The 18051-nt window shown below is 34.1% G+C and carries 6 protein-coding genes; all 6 read left to right on the top strand.

The annotated features are described in order from the left end of the window. The first annotated feature begins 35 nt into the window (after positions 1–35). The 6 genes from AA088_RS07910 (at position 36) to AA088_RS07935 (ending at position 18009) form a co-directional block, all read left to right on the top strand. Entirely contained in the window at positions 36–1334 is a 1299-nt protein-coding gene (locus AA088_RS07910) for an amylo-alpha-1,6-glucosidase (protein ID WP_046744415.1), read from the top strand. Between the two features lie 12 nt (positions 1335–1346). Next, complete coding sequence (locus AA088_RS07915; protein WP_046744416.1) at positions 1347–2999, top strand: sodium:solute symporter family transporter; 1653 nt, start codon at positions 1347–1349, stop codon at positions 2997–2999. 184 nt (positions 3000–3183) lie between these two features. Further along, positions 3184–4317, top strand: coding sequence for a glycerate kinase (locus AA088_RS07920; RefSeq protein WP_046744591.1), 1134 nt, complete (start codon positions 3184–3186; stop codon positions 4315–4317). Positions 4318–4450: 133 nt separating this feature from the next. Continuing rightward, positions 4451–6040 (top strand): solute:sodium symporter family transporter, encoded by a 1590-nt coding sequence (locus AA088_RS07925; protein WP_046744417.1) that lies wholly within the window; start codon positions 4451–4453, stop codon positions 6038–6040. A gap of 692 nt (positions 6041–6732) precedes the next feature. Next, positions 6733–7299, top strand: a complete 567-nt coding sequence (locus tag AA088_RS07930; RefSeq protein WP_046744418.1) for a UpxY family transcription antiterminator — start codon at positions 6733–6735, stop codon at positions 7297–7299. Between the two features lie 159 nt (positions 7300–7458). Then, a complete protein-coding gene (locus tag AA088_RS07935) occupies positions 7459–18009 on the top strand; it encodes an SDR family NAD(P)-dependent oxidoreductase (protein ID WP_046744419.1) in 10551 nt (3516 codons plus the stop codon). Positions 18010–18051 lie beyond the last annotated feature (42 nt).

Consider the following 18051-nt stretch of genomic DNA (forward strand, 5'->3'; position numbering starts at 1 on the left):
ACCTAAATTATTTATTATACTAAATATCATTACGTTTGAAAGAATTACAAGAAAAAGCGGTGAAAGTGCTAGAAAAAAACTGGAAAAATGGTTTCAGCATTCCCTGTGAAGGATTATATCCATTTCAATGGAATTGGGATTCAGGCTTTATAGCTATAGGACTGGCACATGTAGACATGGAAAAAGCAATTCAAGAAATGGAAACATTGCTAGACGCGCAATGGGAAAACGGTTTTATTCCTCACATTATATTTCATACAGAAACAGATTCTTATTTTCCGGGAGCTGATTTTCATTGTTCTCACTTGCATCCATCAGCGTCAAAAAAATATAAATCTACTGGAATGACGCAACCACCAGTAGCAGGATTTGCATTACACAAATTATATACAATAAGCAAGGACTCAAAAAATACACTGTTGAAAATAGCACCATTGCTTGATAAAGTCTATAAAAACCATCAATATTTTTACAATCATCGAGATATTCATAATGAGGGATTGGTATATATTTATCATAACTGGGAATCGGGTACAGACAACTCTCCTTTATGGGATGATATTTTTAGTACGATGCAATCGCCTGAATTTACTTTTGAGCGAAGAGACACAACCCATGTAGATGCATCGCAACGTCCTTCGAAGAAAGAATATGATCATTACTTAAATATCATAGAAATAGCAAAAGAGCACAATTATAGTGACGAAAAAATAGCGGAGTTATCTCCATTTTTAGTTCAAGATCCATTATTTAATACGATGCTAATAAAATCAAACGAAAGTTTGATTAAAATGTATAAGATTTTAGGAAATAATGAAGAAAAAATTCAACAATTGGAAACTTGGCAACAAAAAAGTATTCAGTCATTCAATAAAAAATTATTTAATGAAGAATTAGGTGCTTACATTCATTATGATTTAAGGAATAATACACCATTAAATCATATTTCATCTTCATCATTTACACCATTATATGCAGGTATTCCAAGCAAAGAAAGAGCTCTAATTTTACTAAAAACAATGATAGAGAAGTTTGGAAATGACCACCAGTACCTTTGCGCTTCTTTTGATCCGACAAGCGAACGTTATAATCCGAAAAAATATTGGCGAGGACCTGTTTGGATTAATGTAAATTGGATTATTTACAATGGCTTAAAAAAGTACGGATTTTCAGTAGTTGCAGAAAGAGTTAAAAATGATTCATTAGCATTAGTTGAAAAATATGGATTCTATGAGTATTTTGATGCACGAAAAAATGAAGAAACAACAGGTTATGGCGGAAATAATTTCTCGTGGACAGCCGCTTTATTAATTGACATGTTGAACAACCACTAACACTCCAAATACATGAACTGGCTTGACTATACAATCATCATAGCATATATTATCTTCTTCCTTGGAATGGGATACTTCTTTAAGGAAAATAAAGATTCTAAAGATTATTTTCTTGGAGGAAAAAGCTTAGGATGGTTTCCGTTGAGCCTTTCCACAATGGCGACACAATTATCGGCCATTAGTTTTATATCGGCACCAGCTTTTGTCGGACTAAAATTGAATGGAGGAATGAAATGGCTCACATTTGAATTTGCAGTGCCTTTAGCGATGATTTTTATTATGATTGTTATTGTGCCACCATTATTTCGATCAGGAGTTGTTAGTATTTATGAATTTGTTGAAAGACGATTCAGTACATCTACCCGTTTAGTGTTAAGTATTGTATTTCAAATTAGTCGTGCGCTAGGAACAGGTGTAATGGTATATACAATAGCGATAATATTACAAGCTGTATTACATATTGATTTTGCATACACAATATTGATTATTAGTGTTATAACTATTGTTTATTCTTGGCAAGGAGGTATGAAAGCTGTCGTTTGGGGAGATGCAATACAAATGATTATACTTTTTGGAGGATTACTAATCTGTTTGTATTATGGCTGGAATTTACTACACGAAAATGGAGGGTTGCCAAATGGTTTTGACCCGAATCGATTACAAGTAATCGATTTTAATTTGGGCATAGGAAAAGACAATGAATATGGTATTTTACCAATGATTTTTGGAGGATTCTTTTTATATGCTTCTTATTACGGATGCGATCAAACGCAAGCACAACGTTTATTATCGAGTAAAGACGAAAAAACAGTGCGTAATTTGTTGTTAGTGAATGGATTGTTTCGTTTTCCTGTGGTGTTGGTCTATTGTTTAATGGGACTAATTATAGGAGGATTTATTACCATTGCTCCAGACTTTTTACAAGAAATAGCGACAACCACTCAACAACATTTCCCAGAAGAATTTGCAAAAAATGGAATCAAAGCAGATTTAATGTTGCCTGTATTCATCATGAACTATTTGCCACATGGATTAATCGGCATCTTAATGGTTGGTATATTATCTGCCGCAATGTCGTCATTGAGTTCAACCATAAATTCTCTATCAGCCGTTACTGTGGAAGACTTTTTTAACAGAGGAACAAAAAAATTAGATAACAAAAAATATATGACTATTTCTAAAATATCAGTTGTTTTTTGGGGAATAGTTTGTATTGCTAGCGCATTTTTATTTGGAGGAAGTAAAAGTGCTGTCATTGAAATCATCAATGCAATTGGATCGGTATTTTATGGCCCGGTCTTAGTTACCTTTATTTTGGCTTTCTTTTCTAAAAAAGTCAATCATATAGGAATGAATGCAGGAATTATTTCAGCAGTAGTAATCAACCTAATATTTTCAAAAACGATGCAAGAAATTTTTGGAATCAATCTTGGCGTTGAAATTTTTTGGATTTGGTTAAATGTTACCGGAGTTTGCATCGCATTAGTGGTTTCATATGTCGTAAGTTACTTAACAAAAACAACGCATATAAAAACAGTTGAAAATTTAGAAATGACTGTTAAAAAAGAAGATTTTTTTACAAAAGAAGTGTACATATTGGTTGCTTTTTTTGTGCTGATTCTCATCATCAGCTACTACATACCAACTCTCTTAAATAGTTTTTAATTCAACAAGTGCATGGCAAGCGATAAAGGTTCATGATAATTATTTTAGATCAATATTGTCAGAAGGTATTTTTCTTAAAAATATGATGAAAAGCGTTTACTCTTAAGTGTTAATTCTAAGTGAAATAGTGAACATCTGTCATGCACTTATTACCTTTAGTATTAAAATTAGAAAATTCAATCGTGTGAAAATAGTACTCGCTCCAGACAAATTTAAAGGAGCATTAACGGGAAATGAATTCTGTGATGCTGCTACAGAAGCAATTCAAAAGGTAATGCCCATGGCAGAAATTGTACGTTTGCCTTTGGCAGATGGAGGCGATGGAACTATTGAAATACTAGCCAATCATTTGCAAGGCGAACTGATTAAAGTTACCGTTAGCAATCCTTTGTTTCAACCAGTAGAAGCGACTTACTTGTGGATAGAAGCCAAAAAAACAGCTTTTATAGAAATGGCAGAAGCTTCAGGAATGAAATTACTAAAACCCGAAGAACACAATTGCCGAAAAACAACTACATATGGAACAGGAGAACTCATTCTAAAAGCTATTGAAAAAGGAGCCGAAACCATTATTTTAGGAATTGGCGGTAGTGCTACCAATGATTGCGGCATAGGAATGGCGAAGGCTTTAGGATACACTTTTTTAGATACACATGGAAACGAAGTGAAACCTATAGGAGAAAATTTAAAGGATATTCAGTACATAGATACAAGTAAGGTAACTCCCAAATTAGCTTCAATACAAATTCAAATAGCCTGTGATGTAAAAAATCCATTATATGGTATAAATGGAGCTGCACATGTATATGGGCCACAAAAAGGAGCTACAAAACAAGATGTTGAACTTCTGGATAGAGGACTAAATCATATAGCAACAGTAATTCAAAAGCAATTTAATATAGATGTGCAAACTATTGAAGGGAGTGGAGCTGCTGGTGGTATGGGAGCAGGAACAATTGTTTTTTTAAAAGCAACACTAACTTCAGGTATAGAATTAGTAAAAAACCTACTTCATTTTGATCAACGCATACAAAATGCAGATTGGATTATTACAGGAGAAGGAAAGTTAGACAATCAAACTTTTTCGGGAAAAACAATTGCAGGTATTGTAGAAGCTGCCGAAAAACAAAATATTCCTGTGGCGGTATTTTGTGGTGCAACTGATATAGATATCGCAACACAAGAAAAATTAGGAGTAAGTTATGTGAATGCTATTCCAACAGTTCCGTGTGACTTACCTTATGCAATGAAGCATAGCTATAAAAATTTGGTATATGCAGTGTATAACTTTATAAAAGTGGTATCTCATCATAGCTAAATGTACAGCTGTCTAATTCACATTTAATTGCAATTCAGATAGATATACACAAATTTTGTAGATTTGAGAAATACATGAACTGGTACGAGTATATAGAAAAGTACCATGCTTGTTACAAAAACAATCTCTTTCTATGATAGGAATACTCTCTTTTGTTGGTTTTACAGCCTTAGTAGCTATAATTTCATATGTTGCCACACGTGCTACCGATGAAAACTCTTCTGAAGGCTATTTTTTAGGAGGAAGAAGTCTTACAGGAGTTGTCATTGCGGGCTCTTTATTGCTCACAAATCTTTCAACAGAACAAATTGTAGGGTTGAATGGTTCTGCGTACAAAGAAGGTATTTTAGTAATGGCTTGGGAAACCTTGGCTGCTATTGCCATGGTTATAACAGCTATTTTTTTATTGCCTAGATACCTCAAAGGAGGAATTGCTACCATTCCAACGTTTCTAGAAAGACGGTATAATAAAACAACCAAAGCTTTAACTTCAGGATTGTTTCTTACGGGATATGTTGTAGTGTTATTGCCTATAGTACTATACTCTGGTGCATTAGCAATCAACAGCATGTTTGACGTTCCTACATTATTAGGAGTTTCTAAAACAGCAGCATTATGGGTATCTGTTTTTGCGATAGGAATTGTTGGTTCAATCTACGCAATTTTTGGAGGGTTAAAAGCAGTCGCAGTATCAGATACAATCAATGCAATAGGATTGCTAATAGGAGGATTAATGATTCCGTACTTTGGACTAACCTACATTGGAAAAGGAGATCTACTTAACGGTATTTCGGTATTGATTAATGAAAATCCTGAAAAATTTAATGCAATAGGTAGTAATGAATCCTCAATTCCTTTTGCAACAATATTTACAGGAATGATGTTGGTTCAACTATTTTACTGGGGAACAAATCAAGCAATTATTCAGCGTGCATTAGGAGCTAAAAACCTCAAAGAAGGTCAAAAAGGATTATTGATTGCTTCTATGGTAAAAATTATAGGGCCGTTACTTGTGGTTGTTCCAGGAATTATTGCATATCACATATTTCAAGGAAGTTTATCAAATCAAGATGAAGCCTATGCACAATTGGTTATTAAAGTATTACCTGCTTCTTTGGTTGGTTTTTTTGCAGCAGTTCTATTCGGAGCTATATTGAGCTCTTTTAATAGTGCGTTGAACAGTTCAGTGACCTTATTTGGAGTTGATATATATAAAGAGTTCATCAATAAAAAGGCTACAGAAACTCAAATTGTAACTGCAGGGAAATACTTTGGTGTACTTTTAGCAATATTAGCTATGATTGTAGCTCCATTTATAGCCTATGCACCTGATGGATTATTTGGTTACTTGCAAGAAGTCAATGGATGTTATAGTATTCCTATCCTTACGATTATTATTGTTGGATATCTTACCAAAAGAGTACCTTCAAAAGCAGCAAACATTGCTATTATTCTAGGAGCTATTTTATATATTATAAGTCAATTTATCTTAAAACCTTATGTGTTTGGGAAAGATAATTACCCTCATTTTTTGCATATTATGGCAATACTGTTTATAATCAATATTATTATAATGCTACTCATAGGAAAAAGTGCTCCACGGAAAATTGCTTATGAACAAAGGTGCACAAATGAAGTTGACATCACTCCTTGGAAACTAGCAAAACCCATAGGAGTTCTTATTATTTTAATAGTAATAAGTACATTTATCTACTTTTCATAGCCTATTCCTGTCCGATTAAGTTAATATAAGGTTTTACCTAAAAAAATGATATTCCAATAACAGGAAAAGCTAGTTTTTTGAACAAGTGAAATTATTTTTAAATATATTCTATGTTTGATTGGTATTTTTTTAGCAAAATCATTAGTAGAAGTAAAAAAAATGAAAAATGTAATCTTTGTAAATTAATAACGACATATAAGTCAAAATTAATCCAGAAACGAATTTAATTGGAAGTGTACTTACAAACACAGAAAAAAACGATTTACTAAAAAAACGCTATTAATAACTTTTAAAATCTTCACACAAAAGAGGTTACAAAAACAGGTTTACCTATTCTTTATTTTTTGTTCACAAAAACCTTAAAAAAAGTTAAAAAAAAGTTAATGTAAAAAATGGCAATCATTGTTGAAAAACTATGATTTTTACCATATGAAAAATTAGTTTCTTGCAAAGCCTGGTTAAAAACCGTAAATGTTTTACAGGAAAACAATAATTTATATCATAGCTACTTTCATACTTTTAACCCGTTAAAATGACTGTTTTAGCCGTTAATTAGTAATAAAAGTTGCTAAGTGACCAAGCGAAGCTGTGTCGAAAACACAAATAACCTTTATTATATTACTTCCTCCGTTTTCCCCAGTTAAAATTAGATTATTGAGTAAATCAAATAACGAATCTTAACAATAAAAACAATGTCTTTTTCTCAAAGTACAGGGATTAAAGAAAACACAAAAACAGTCAAAAGAAAGTTGACTACATCTCCAAGAAATCAAAATTGGTATGTTTTTTATACAGCTCCTAGAGCTGAAAAAAAAGCAAAGCTAGAACTTGAATTGCGAGGATATGAGGTGTTTCTCCCTATGACAAAATCAACACGCATTTGGAAGAACCGTCAAAAGAAGCTGATTGATACTGTAATCTTTCCAAGCTATATATTTGTTCGTACCAATGAACGATATCTGGCTGAAATTTGCAGAATCAATAAAATTGCTACGTACATACATTGCGGAGGCAAACCGAGTAAAGTTGCACCAGAATGTATTGAAGCAATAAAATGCATGCTCAGCTTGAATCAAGAAATTTCAGTAGGCAATGAATTCATAGAAGGGGAATCTGTTCGTATCGTTGAAGGGCCATTAGCAGGGTATAATGGCGTGTTGGTTCAACAAAAATCAAAAACAAAGTTCGGTATCCATCTCAAAGAAATCAATCAGGTGGCTTCCATCGAAATATGCACAAGTGTATTAGAAAAATTCTAAAAGAAACTACTGTAACCATCCAATCCAACCTATTTTATCAAAAAAATAATAACAATCGAGCTGTTCTCGATGGTAATGTTTTCTTGTGGAAATTGATTGCTTATGGTTGCTAATGCAAAGTTTTGAATACAAAAATCATTTATTCACAATTTGAAAAAAATGAATCCAAAAGAAAAATTACTTGAAACTACAGAAACATATTTGTGTTCGCTAATTTCTGAAGTGGCAGAATTGCCAATCACGACGAATGATGCATCAACTCCTTTTTTAGAATTAGGAATTGATTCATTTCGTGTATTACAAATCATAAAGAAATTAGAAGAAGACTTTGGTACATTGCCAAAAACATTGTTGTTCGAAAACTTTAATATTAGTGACTTAAGCAACCACTTTGTTGAAACCTATGAATCCATATTAACAAAGAAATTTTCTCATACAGGAGCTATTGCGAAACCAACGACTAAACAATCTAAAGTTGAAAAGGAGACTAAAGAAACAACTGCCGAAAAAGAAGTTAGTAAGCAACAAAAAACAGTAACTGTTCAAGAAAATGTAGTTCAAACTGCAAAAAAACAAACAACATCTACAAAATTAGAAATAAGACGACCAATTATCATCTCTGAAAAAGAGATTGGAAAACATAAAGAATTGAATAATTGGTACGTTGAAATTTTTAATCAATATAAAAATGAAAGTTCTACTTCGAGAGGGACTCGTAATATTGCTCCTTTGCTATTTATAGGAAGTGAGCGAAAAGGATATCTCAATTACAGCAAAAGTGGAAACCTCATTTTAGTGTATGCTTATACAGGTCCAAGAACCTATTTATCTACTATTGCAGAAGAAATCACAAAGTATAGCGAAGACAATGGATATGAAATTACGATTTTGTCTGACCATGCCATAGAATCTATCAATGAAACACCATTTTACGCAACTCCGTTTGGTGTAATTTCAAGAATTGAAAACATGCAGAAATTTTCGCTTAACGGAAGTAAAATGCGTCGTCTTCGATACCAAGTTTCAAAATTTGAAAAAGCGGGAGATTGTAAAACAGTAGAGTATGTAAACGGAACTGACAAAAAAACGGACAAAGAAATTGTACGTTTAATTGATGAATGGTCAGCCGCAAGAACAATGGTTAATCCGTTGATTCCTATTGTGAAAGAAGAAATCTTAAACGGAAAGCTTAACAAAGAACATAGGCTATTCTTAACTTATCTAGACAATACACTTCAAAATGCAATTCTGATTTCAAAATTATCAAACGAACTGAACGGATATTTAATGGATTTGGAATTTTATCCAAAAGAGATGCCGCTTGGAGGATTGGAATATGGAATTGTGAAAATGATGGAAGCATTAGCAGCAGAAGGTGCTAACATGCTAAGTCTGGGAGGAACATATGGTTGTAAAATTGAAGAATCCAATAATGCTGATCCCGAACTAGAAAAAACGCTTAATTTTCTTCGTGAAAGCAAAATATTTAATGATGAAGGAAATCTACAATTCAAAAATAAATTCCGCCCAAAACATCAAACAATCTTTATTTGCAGACCTGTAGCTGTAAGTAATGCAGACAATGTTACAGATATTATTATGATGATTGCCGATCCTTCTAAAGCAGAAACGGAAACGCAAGGTAAAAGTTCATATGAAGAGCTTACAGTTCAAATGACAGTCTCAGACAATTCATATACTACTGTAGAAAATACAAAAGAAGTACCCGTGCAAAAAACAGAAACTTCTGTAGTTGTTGAAGATGAACTTGTAATAATTGAAGGAATCAAATATTCACAGGTATTAGCCGTAAATGGTTATAACCCATTAAATATTTCAAATACAGAAGTCGCTCATGATCTTAAAACTGACTCTTGGGCACAACTTGACTCTCCTGTAATCGATGCGCAACTCAATTTCTTGTATTCTCAACTATACAAATCAACTCACATAGAAAAGAGTTTACAAACAGTATTTCCGTTCTCAAATGTAGCTTTGACATCTTCTGGACGAAATGCTGAAAAGGTGTTTTTCCAAGCATGGGAGAAAAAAGGAATAGTTCTACAAAATTTATTATTCCCTACTGCAATTTATAGCGAAATTCAATATGGTTTTTCTCCTAAAGAAATACCTAACCCTGAAGTATTCAATTTGAATTCTGAAAAACTGTTCAAAGGCGATCTTCATTGGGAACAATTAGTTGCTCTTGTAGAAAAAGAACAAGAATCACTTGCCTTTGTAGCAATAGAAATTTCTAATAATGCTGGAGGTGGAACACCAATATCAATTGAGCAACTTAAAAAAATAAAAGAACTACTCAAAGCGCACAATATTCCTTTCGTTATGGATGGCACGCGAGTGTTGGAAAATGCCAAGTGTATAATAGAAAATGAAAAGGAATATGCTAACCAAAATATCTGGGAAGTAGCCAAAAAAATCTATTCATTTGCTGATGTAGTTTGGGCGAGTCTGCCAAAAGACTTTTGTGTAAACAAAGGTGGAATCGTAGCTACGAATGACGAAACTCTTTTCAATAAAATTCAAGATGCTATTGAAGATGAAGGTGTTGGGCTAGATATCATTGACAAAAAACTAATTGCAGCTTCTTTTGAAAATAAACCTGTAATTGAAAAGCGTATTCACAATCGAATAGCCTGTGTAAAAATAATTCATGAAGCACTTTCTTCTCATGGTATTCCCGTAATAAAACCAGCAGGAAGTCATTGTATACTTATTGATGTAAAGCAAGTTCCTCAATTCAAAAACTTTAAAAATCCTGTAGAATCATTTGCTGCTTGGTTGTACCTCAATAGTGGAATCAGAGGAAGCGTTCATAATACAGGAATGCAAAGTAATACCGCAATTAATGGAGTATTGCGTTTGGCAATTCATGTAGGGATGGAGCCAAAAGAGGCTAACGAAATCAGTCAAAAACTAACTCAGTTATTTGATTGTATGGAAAACATTCCTGAAGTAGAGGCAAAAGGAGCGCCAGAAACTTTTGGAACGATTGGAGCAAAATATCACTTGCGAAAATTTCATAATGCAACCAACTCAATTGTCTCAATTACTGACGTAAATGTGGCAAGTTCAGGAAATAAGTTATCTTCAAATGTTTCTACCGAAACAACTATACAAGCAACAAATTCTTCGGAAGCGCAGCCTAATAAAAATACAAACTATAAACATCAAGACATTGCTATTGTAGGAATGTCAGGAAGATATCCAAAAGCTAAAAACTTAGACGAACTTTGGGAAAATTTATTGGCAGGAAGAGATTGTGTTGAGGTAATTCCTGAAGAACGACTTAAGCAAAGAAAAAACACACGATTTACAAAAAAATATAGAGGAGGATTTTTAGAAGATGTTGATAAATTCGACTCCATGTTTTTCAATATTCCACCAGCTGTTGCAGAAATGTTCGATCCGCAAGAGCGATTGCTTCTAGAAACTGCGTGGGAATCTATTGAAGATGCGGGCTATTATCCAGAAATCCTCACGCCAGAAAATACACCAAAAAACATTGGAGTTTTTGTTGGTGCTGTATGGACAATGTATCAAATGATTGGTGCGGAAGAAAAATTAGTTGGACATGATACCAATCCAAACTCGTTTTTATGGAGTGTTGCAAACAGAATTTCATACTGTTTAAATCTTTCAGGACCAAGTATGTCAGTCGATACAGCGTGTTCTTCAAGTATGACAGCTTTATATTTAGCGTGTGAATCAATTTATAATGGAGAATGTGCTGGAGCAATCGTAGGTGGTGTCAACTTGGATTTACATCAAAGTAAATTTGATATCAACTCTTTTGGAGGCGCATTATCTCCAGACGGTGTTTGTAGAACCTTTGGTAAAGGAGCAAATGGTTATGTGGCTGGAGAAGGAGTAGGAACTATTTTCATCAAACCATTAGCACAAGCCGAAAAAGATGGAGATCATATTTATGGTGTCATCAAAAGTGTATCTGTAAATCATGGTGGACGAACTAGTGGTTATATGGTGCCTGATCCAAAAGCTCAGGCAAGTCTAGTTGTAACTGCCTTAGAAAAAGCCAATATAGACGCACGTAGTGTAGGATATATAGAAGCGCATGGAACAGGAACGGAATTAGGTGATCCTATTGAAATTTCAGGTCTTAAAAGAGCATTTGATAAATATGAAGTCGCAAATCAAACATGTGCAGTTGGTTCAGTAAAAACCAATATAGGCCACCTAGAAGCCGCAGCAGGTGTTGTGGGAATTCATAAAGTTTTGCTGCAAATGAAGCACAAAAAATTAGTGCCTTCTTTGCATTCTACTGAACTTAATGAATTTATTGATTTTAAAAATTCTCCATTTTATGTAGAGCAAGAAGTTGAAGATTGGAAGCCTAAAATAGTTGATGGAGAGGAATTTCCGCTACGTGCAGGAATAAGTTCTTTTGGTGCTGGAGGCGCAAATGCACACGTAATTATAGAATCTTATGAGCATGCCCAATTACCTGAAGAGGAAGGGGCATACCAAATTTTTCCGTTATCTGCTGTAAAAAAAGATAGACTCAAAGCTACTGCCGAACGTCTACTGAAGTTCTTACAAAATGAAGCAAATCAACATATACGCATACAAGATATAGGGCATACTCTTCGTGTCGGTAGAAAATCTTTTGAACACAGGCTTATTATCATTGCCGCTACAAAAGAGGAGTTAATAGAAAAACTTACTCTATTTATTGAAGATCAAAAAGATCATAACATACTAAAAGGCGTAGTTGAAAAAGTTGGAAACATTGCCAAATTACTCAACAAAAGCGAGAAAAAAGCATTTATTGAGCTAATTGCTGAAAGTGGAGACCTTCATAAAGTTGGACAATTATGGATTGAAGGAATTATTAATGATTGGCAAGCTATTGCCAATACAAATGATGGAAAACGAATTTCATTGCCAACGTATCCTTTTGCAGACAAACGTCATTGGGTTGAAAGAACCGACAATGAAGCAATAATAGGTACAGCATCAGCAATGCACCCAATGATTGATGCAAACGAATCAACCTTTGAACGTCAATTATTTAAGAAAACTTTTCACGATCAAGAATTTTTCATTTACGATCACTTAGTATCTGATATTCCTACATTACCAGGAGTTGCCTATTTGGATTTTGCCCGAAAAGCAGGTGAATTAGCAGCTGGAAAAAAAGTAAAAGCAATCAAAAACATTATTTGGCTGAATCCAATTACAGTAAATAATTCTCAACCAACAGATGTGTGGATAGAACTCATTCCACAAGCTGGACAGGTTGTCAAATTTGAAGTATTCAGCAAAAATGAAGCAGGCGACAAGCAATTACATTCACAAGGAAAATTAACCTATGTAACTGATGAAGAAGAAGCAATTACAGAATTCATTGATGTAAAAGGAATCCAAGAACGTTGTACAAAAGTAGCTGATGGAAAAGACGCCTATCCTGAATTTAAAAAACTAGGTTTAGGTTTAGGTCCAAGTTTTCAAGTGCTTCAAGAAGTCTTTAAAAACGACGATGAAATGCTAGGGATTATGAAAGTCCCTGATGTATGTGAAAATGAATTTAAAGACTATTTACTGCATCCTTCATTACTAGATGGAACAGGACAAACCGTTATGGCAGCGCACTTGTTGTCGCAAAGTGAAGAATCTTCAGAAGGGTTATTTGTACCTTACTCATTTGGTGAAGTAGAAATTTTACATCCGCTTACGGAGAACTGCTATAGTTATATTCAAAAAGTAAATGAACCGAACTCAAATCTGTCAAAGGCAAATTTGATTATTACGGATGAGAATGGAAAAATATTAGTAAAAATCAATGAATCTGTTGGGATTCCGCTAACGGACATTCACGAAAAACCTGCAGAAGTTCCAAAAACTGCAAATACAACGGAGGTAGATGAATTTTTAGATTTATATTATACTCACATTTGGGAAGCTGTTTCTCTAACAAAAAATATAGAAGAGCTTAACGTCAGTAAAAGTATTCTATTGTTTGATACAGATGATGCTACATTTAAAAGCTATCAAAAACAAACAAAAACACCAGTCATTCTCATACAACCAGGGAAAAAGTATCAAAAAAATTCTGATAATCAATTCACAATCAATCCTGAAAATAAAGAAGAATTTGGACAACTATTTGCCGAATTACAAAAGCAAGGAATTGTATTAGATAAAATCTATTTTGGCTGGTCAAAAGAAACATTTACTGAAAATGAAGAATCATTAACCAATGCCTTAACAAAGGGTGTATATGCATTCTTATATGTTTGTCAAGGATTAATGCAGTTGAAGTCTGATGATAAAATTTCAATAGCATATATATATCATGGTTCAGAAAATACGGCACAACCACAAAACGAAGCAATTAATGGTTTTATAAAAAGCTTACACTTAGAACAATCTAATATTCGTTGTAAAACCATAGAAATTAGTCAACAAGTAAATCCTGATCAACTATCTGAAATAGTAGTAGCTGAATTACAATTAGATACTATTGAACAATTAGCGGTTCGTTATGAAAAAGATCAACGATTTGTTAGAAAACTACAAAATCTGGAACGTTGGAATAGCAATCGCTCATCGGCAACGAATCAAGGATTAAAAGAAAAAGGAGTATATCTTATCACAGGTGGTGCTGGCGGATTAGGATTCATTTTTGCAGAATACTTAGCAAAAGAATGCAAAGCAAGATTAGTGCTAACAGGACGTTCTGTACTTTCAGAAGAAAAATCGACTAAAATTCAAGAGCTAGAAAAACTAGGGGCAGAAGTATTGTACATTGCTTCAGATATATCCAAATGGGATGATGTCAATAAAGTCATAGTTGAAACAAAAAAGAAGTTTGGGACTATTGATGGAATTATTCATAGCGCAGGTGTTCTTCGCGATTCTAACATTCGCAATAAAACAATTGAAGAAATGCAAGCGGTATTTGCCCCAAAAATTTACGGAGCATTCTATCTAGATATTTTGACAAAAAATGATGCATTAGACTTTTTCGTAACATTCTCTTCCATGGCAGCTGTTGGAGGAAACATGGGACAAAGTGATTATTCCTATGCCAACCACTTCATGGATACATATATTCAAAGAAGAGAAGCACTACAACAACAAGGAGAACGTTCAGGAAAATCACTTAGTTTGAACTGGTCTATTTGGGCAAATGGAGGAATGAAGTTAGATGCGCAAATGGAAGCGTTCTTTAAAAATAGTTTAGGAATCAGACCGTTAAAAACGGAAACGGGTATAGGTACTTTTACAAGCGGTTTATTTGCTGAAGAAACACAAATTGTGGTTGTTGAAGGAATGCAAGAGCGCATGGAAATTGCTTGGGGAATTCGAGAAAAAGAAGAAGATCACTCAACAACTGTAAACACGGGTAGTGAGACTAGCCCATCCATTTCAGATGAGGCGAATGGAGAAGTAGCGACTTTAGTTCAAAAAGAGCTTATTCAAATTGCAATGGACTTCTTAAAACTAGAAGAAGATGATGTTGCAGTTGATAAAATTCTATTAGACATAGGTTTTGATTCTATTGGACTGGCTTCCTATGCAAACGCATTGAATGAAAAATACGGTTTGGATGTCATTACACCAGTATTATTCTTTGAATATCCGTCAATTAATGAGATTACAAAATATCTAATTAATGAACATAATGCAGCTGTTGTTAACACATACAATTTAGCAGCTAATAATAGCTCAACAGTACAAGAAACTTCAAAACAAAGCAACACAGCGGTAAAAGAAGCTAAAGCAGAAACTCCTTCATTTACAGGAATCAATAAAGGTTGGAATCCAAGCACTTCTCAAACAATTGCAGCCAATAAAACCTCGCAAGGATCAGGAATATCTGCAGACTCTCGTTTTGTAGATTGTCCTATTGCAATTGTTGGAATTGGTGGAGTAATGCCTAAATCCAAAAACATGCAAGAATATTGGGAAAACCTGAAAAATGAAGAGAACATGATTTCAGTAGTACCAAGAGATCGCTGGATTTGGGAAGACTATGATGGAGATCCGATTACAGAAAAAAACAAAACAAATTCAAAATACGGCGGATTCATTGATGATGCTGACAAATTTGATCCATTATTCTTCGGAATTTCACCAAGAGAAGCAGAAATGATGGATCCACAACAGCGCGTGTTTTTAGAAACTGTTTGGAATACTATTGAAGATTCTGGTTATAAAGTTTCCGATCTTTCAGGTACTAAAACTGGTTTATTTGTTGGTGTTGCAGTACACGATTACAGTGACTTGATGAATGGACTCAATGTAGAACTTGATGGCTATACTGCTTCTGGAAATTCACACTGCATCCTAGCAAATCGTATTTCATTCTTACTAAATTTACGTGGTCCTAGTGCTCCAATTGATACGGCATGTTCTAGTTCGCTAATCGCTATTCATCGAGCCATAGAATCTATTCATACAGGAAGTAGTGATATGGCTATTGTGGGAGGAGTTCAGTTAATGATGACACCAGCAGCACACATTTCTTTCGGAATGGCTGGAATGTTGAGTAGTGATGGAAAATGTAAGACATTTGATAAAAGCGCTAATGGATATGTTAGAGGAGAAGGCTCTGGAGCTATTTTCTTAAAAACCTTAGCTCAAGCGGAAGCAGACAATGATCAAATATATGCTGTCATCAAAGCAACTTCCGAAAATCATGGAGGGAAAGCAACAATGCTAACAGCTCCTAATCCACATGCGCAAGCAGAATTATTAGTTGAAGCATATGAAAAAGGGCAAATTGATCCTGCAACGGTAGGATATATAGAATGCCATGGAACAGGAACAAGTTTGGGAGATCCAATTGAAATTAGAGCGTTGGCAAAATCATTCAAAGAATTATATGACAAGCATAACAAACCAATTCCACAAACACCTCACATTGGTTTAAGTTCAGTAAAAACCAATATAGGTCACTTGGAAACGGCTGCGGGAATTTCTAGTTTTTTAAAAGCAGTATTAGCAATGAAATACAAGCAAATTCCGGCTTCTCTACACTTTGAAGAACTCAATCCTCATATCAGTTTTGCAGGAACTCCATTTTATGTGGTCGATAAAACCCAGCCTTGGGAACGAATGATTGGTGCAGATGGAAAAGAAGCTCCAAGACGTGCAGGAATCAGCTCTTTTGGATTTGGAGGAGCAAATGCACACGTTGTTATTGAAGAATACATTCCTTCCAAGGAAGAAAAACCAATAGAATTTAATAAACCATTCTTATTTGTCTTATCTGCAAAAAATGAAGATAGATTAAAAGCTTATGCAGAGTCAATATTACAATTTGTTGAAAATCAAGAAATAGACTTGCTTAATCTTACATACACGTTACAAGTTGGAAGAGACGAAATGAAAGAACGCTTGGGAATTGCTGTCAACTCCAAAGAAGAACTTACTCAGTTATTGAAAGATTATATCAACGGAGAAGAGTTAGAAAACTTACACGTTGGAAAAGTAAATAAAAAGAACAAAGAAGTCGTGCTTCCTAGCAATGCAGAAATCAATTCTTATATAGAAGCTTATAACCATGAAGAGGTATTAAAAGCTTGGGTGCAAGGAGCTGAAATTGATTGGAATACACTTTATGGACACGATAAACCTAAGCGCGCAAACATTCCAACATATCCTTTTGCCAGAGAAAGCTATTGGTTTGATTATGATGAAAACAATGCAAAGGGACATACAATTGCAAAAGCGATGCATCCATTATTGCATACCAATACCTCTGTATTAAGACAACAGGCATACAGTTCTACGTTTCATAAAAATGAATTTTTCTTATTAGAAGAAGAAACAGGTGAAAAAACATTATCGGCAGGTGCATTTTTAGAAATGGCAAACACAGCAATTACTCATGCATCTACTGCTACATTAGACTTTAAAGCGATAGAATTTAGAAACATACAGTGGTATCATTCCTTTATTGCCAATACTGAAACGGCGATAACATTGGCTGTACGAGAAGAAAATTCTCATACGGTAACGTTTGAAGCCTACAGCAATCAAAATAATGAAGAAAGTGTTCACTTTGAAGGTACTGCAAGGTTAGAAATAATGACCAAGTCAAAGCAAATTGATATTGAACTGTTGCAAAAACAGCTTAGTGAAGTAGCTATTAAAGAGATAAATTTCTTCGAAGCATTTGCTCAAAAAGGATTCAACGGGTATGCATATCCTGATATTCAGAAAATGTACACTGGGCATAAACAATTGGTACTTAAAGTAAGTTTATCTGAAGATTTGAAAAAAGATGCGTCTCGCTATGTAATTCATCCAGCGATGATAGAAGTTGCGTTACATGCTTCTGGGTATATGATTCAACCAGATTATTATACAGAAAGCGCTCCACAACCAATGAAACTTGATCAATTAACAGTTTTATCTCCTTGTGAAGAAGAAATGTTTATCTGGATTCGTCAAGCAAGAAATAGTAAATTCAACGAAGATGAAATAGGATTGGATATCTATTTACTGAATGCGCAAGGCGAAATATGTGTATCACTCAAATCATTAATTTTTGCCAATGAAGAATACACGCTTTATAATACTCCAGAATCACTTGAATTTGAAAAATATTTAGAATCTTTCTATAACATTACTTCCAATGGTTCTGCAAAGAAATCTACAGAAGACATGACAGAAGAATTCAAAAAACTATTAGGAAAGGATTTCGATAAACTTTCGTAAGAATCACAAAAAAGATTTCCTAAAAATCACAAAAGAGTATAC

This window comes from Kordia zhangzhouensis, from assembly GCF_001005305.1.
GTDB lineage: Bacteria > Bacteroidota > Bacteroidia > Flavobacteriales > Flavobacteriaceae > Kordia > Kordia zhangzhouensis.

Bases quoted from the DNA above. Each gene is read 5' to 3' on its own strand.
- AA088_RS07915 (WP_046744416.1), top strand. From the start codon at position 1,347: ATGAACTGGCTTGACTATACAATCATCATAGCATATATTATCTTCTTC.
- AA088_RS07930 (WP_046744418.1), top strand. From the start codon at position 6,733: ATGTCTTTTTCTCAAAGTACAGGGATTAAAGAAAACACAAAAACAGTC.
- AA088_RS07925 (WP_046744417.1), top strand. From the start codon at position 4,451: ATGATAGGAATACTCTCTTTTGTTGGTTTTACAGCCTTAGTAGCTATA.
- AA088_RS07935 (WP_046744419.1), top strand. From the start codon at position 7,459: ATGAATCCAAAAGAAAAATTACTTGAAACTACAGAAACATATTTGTGT.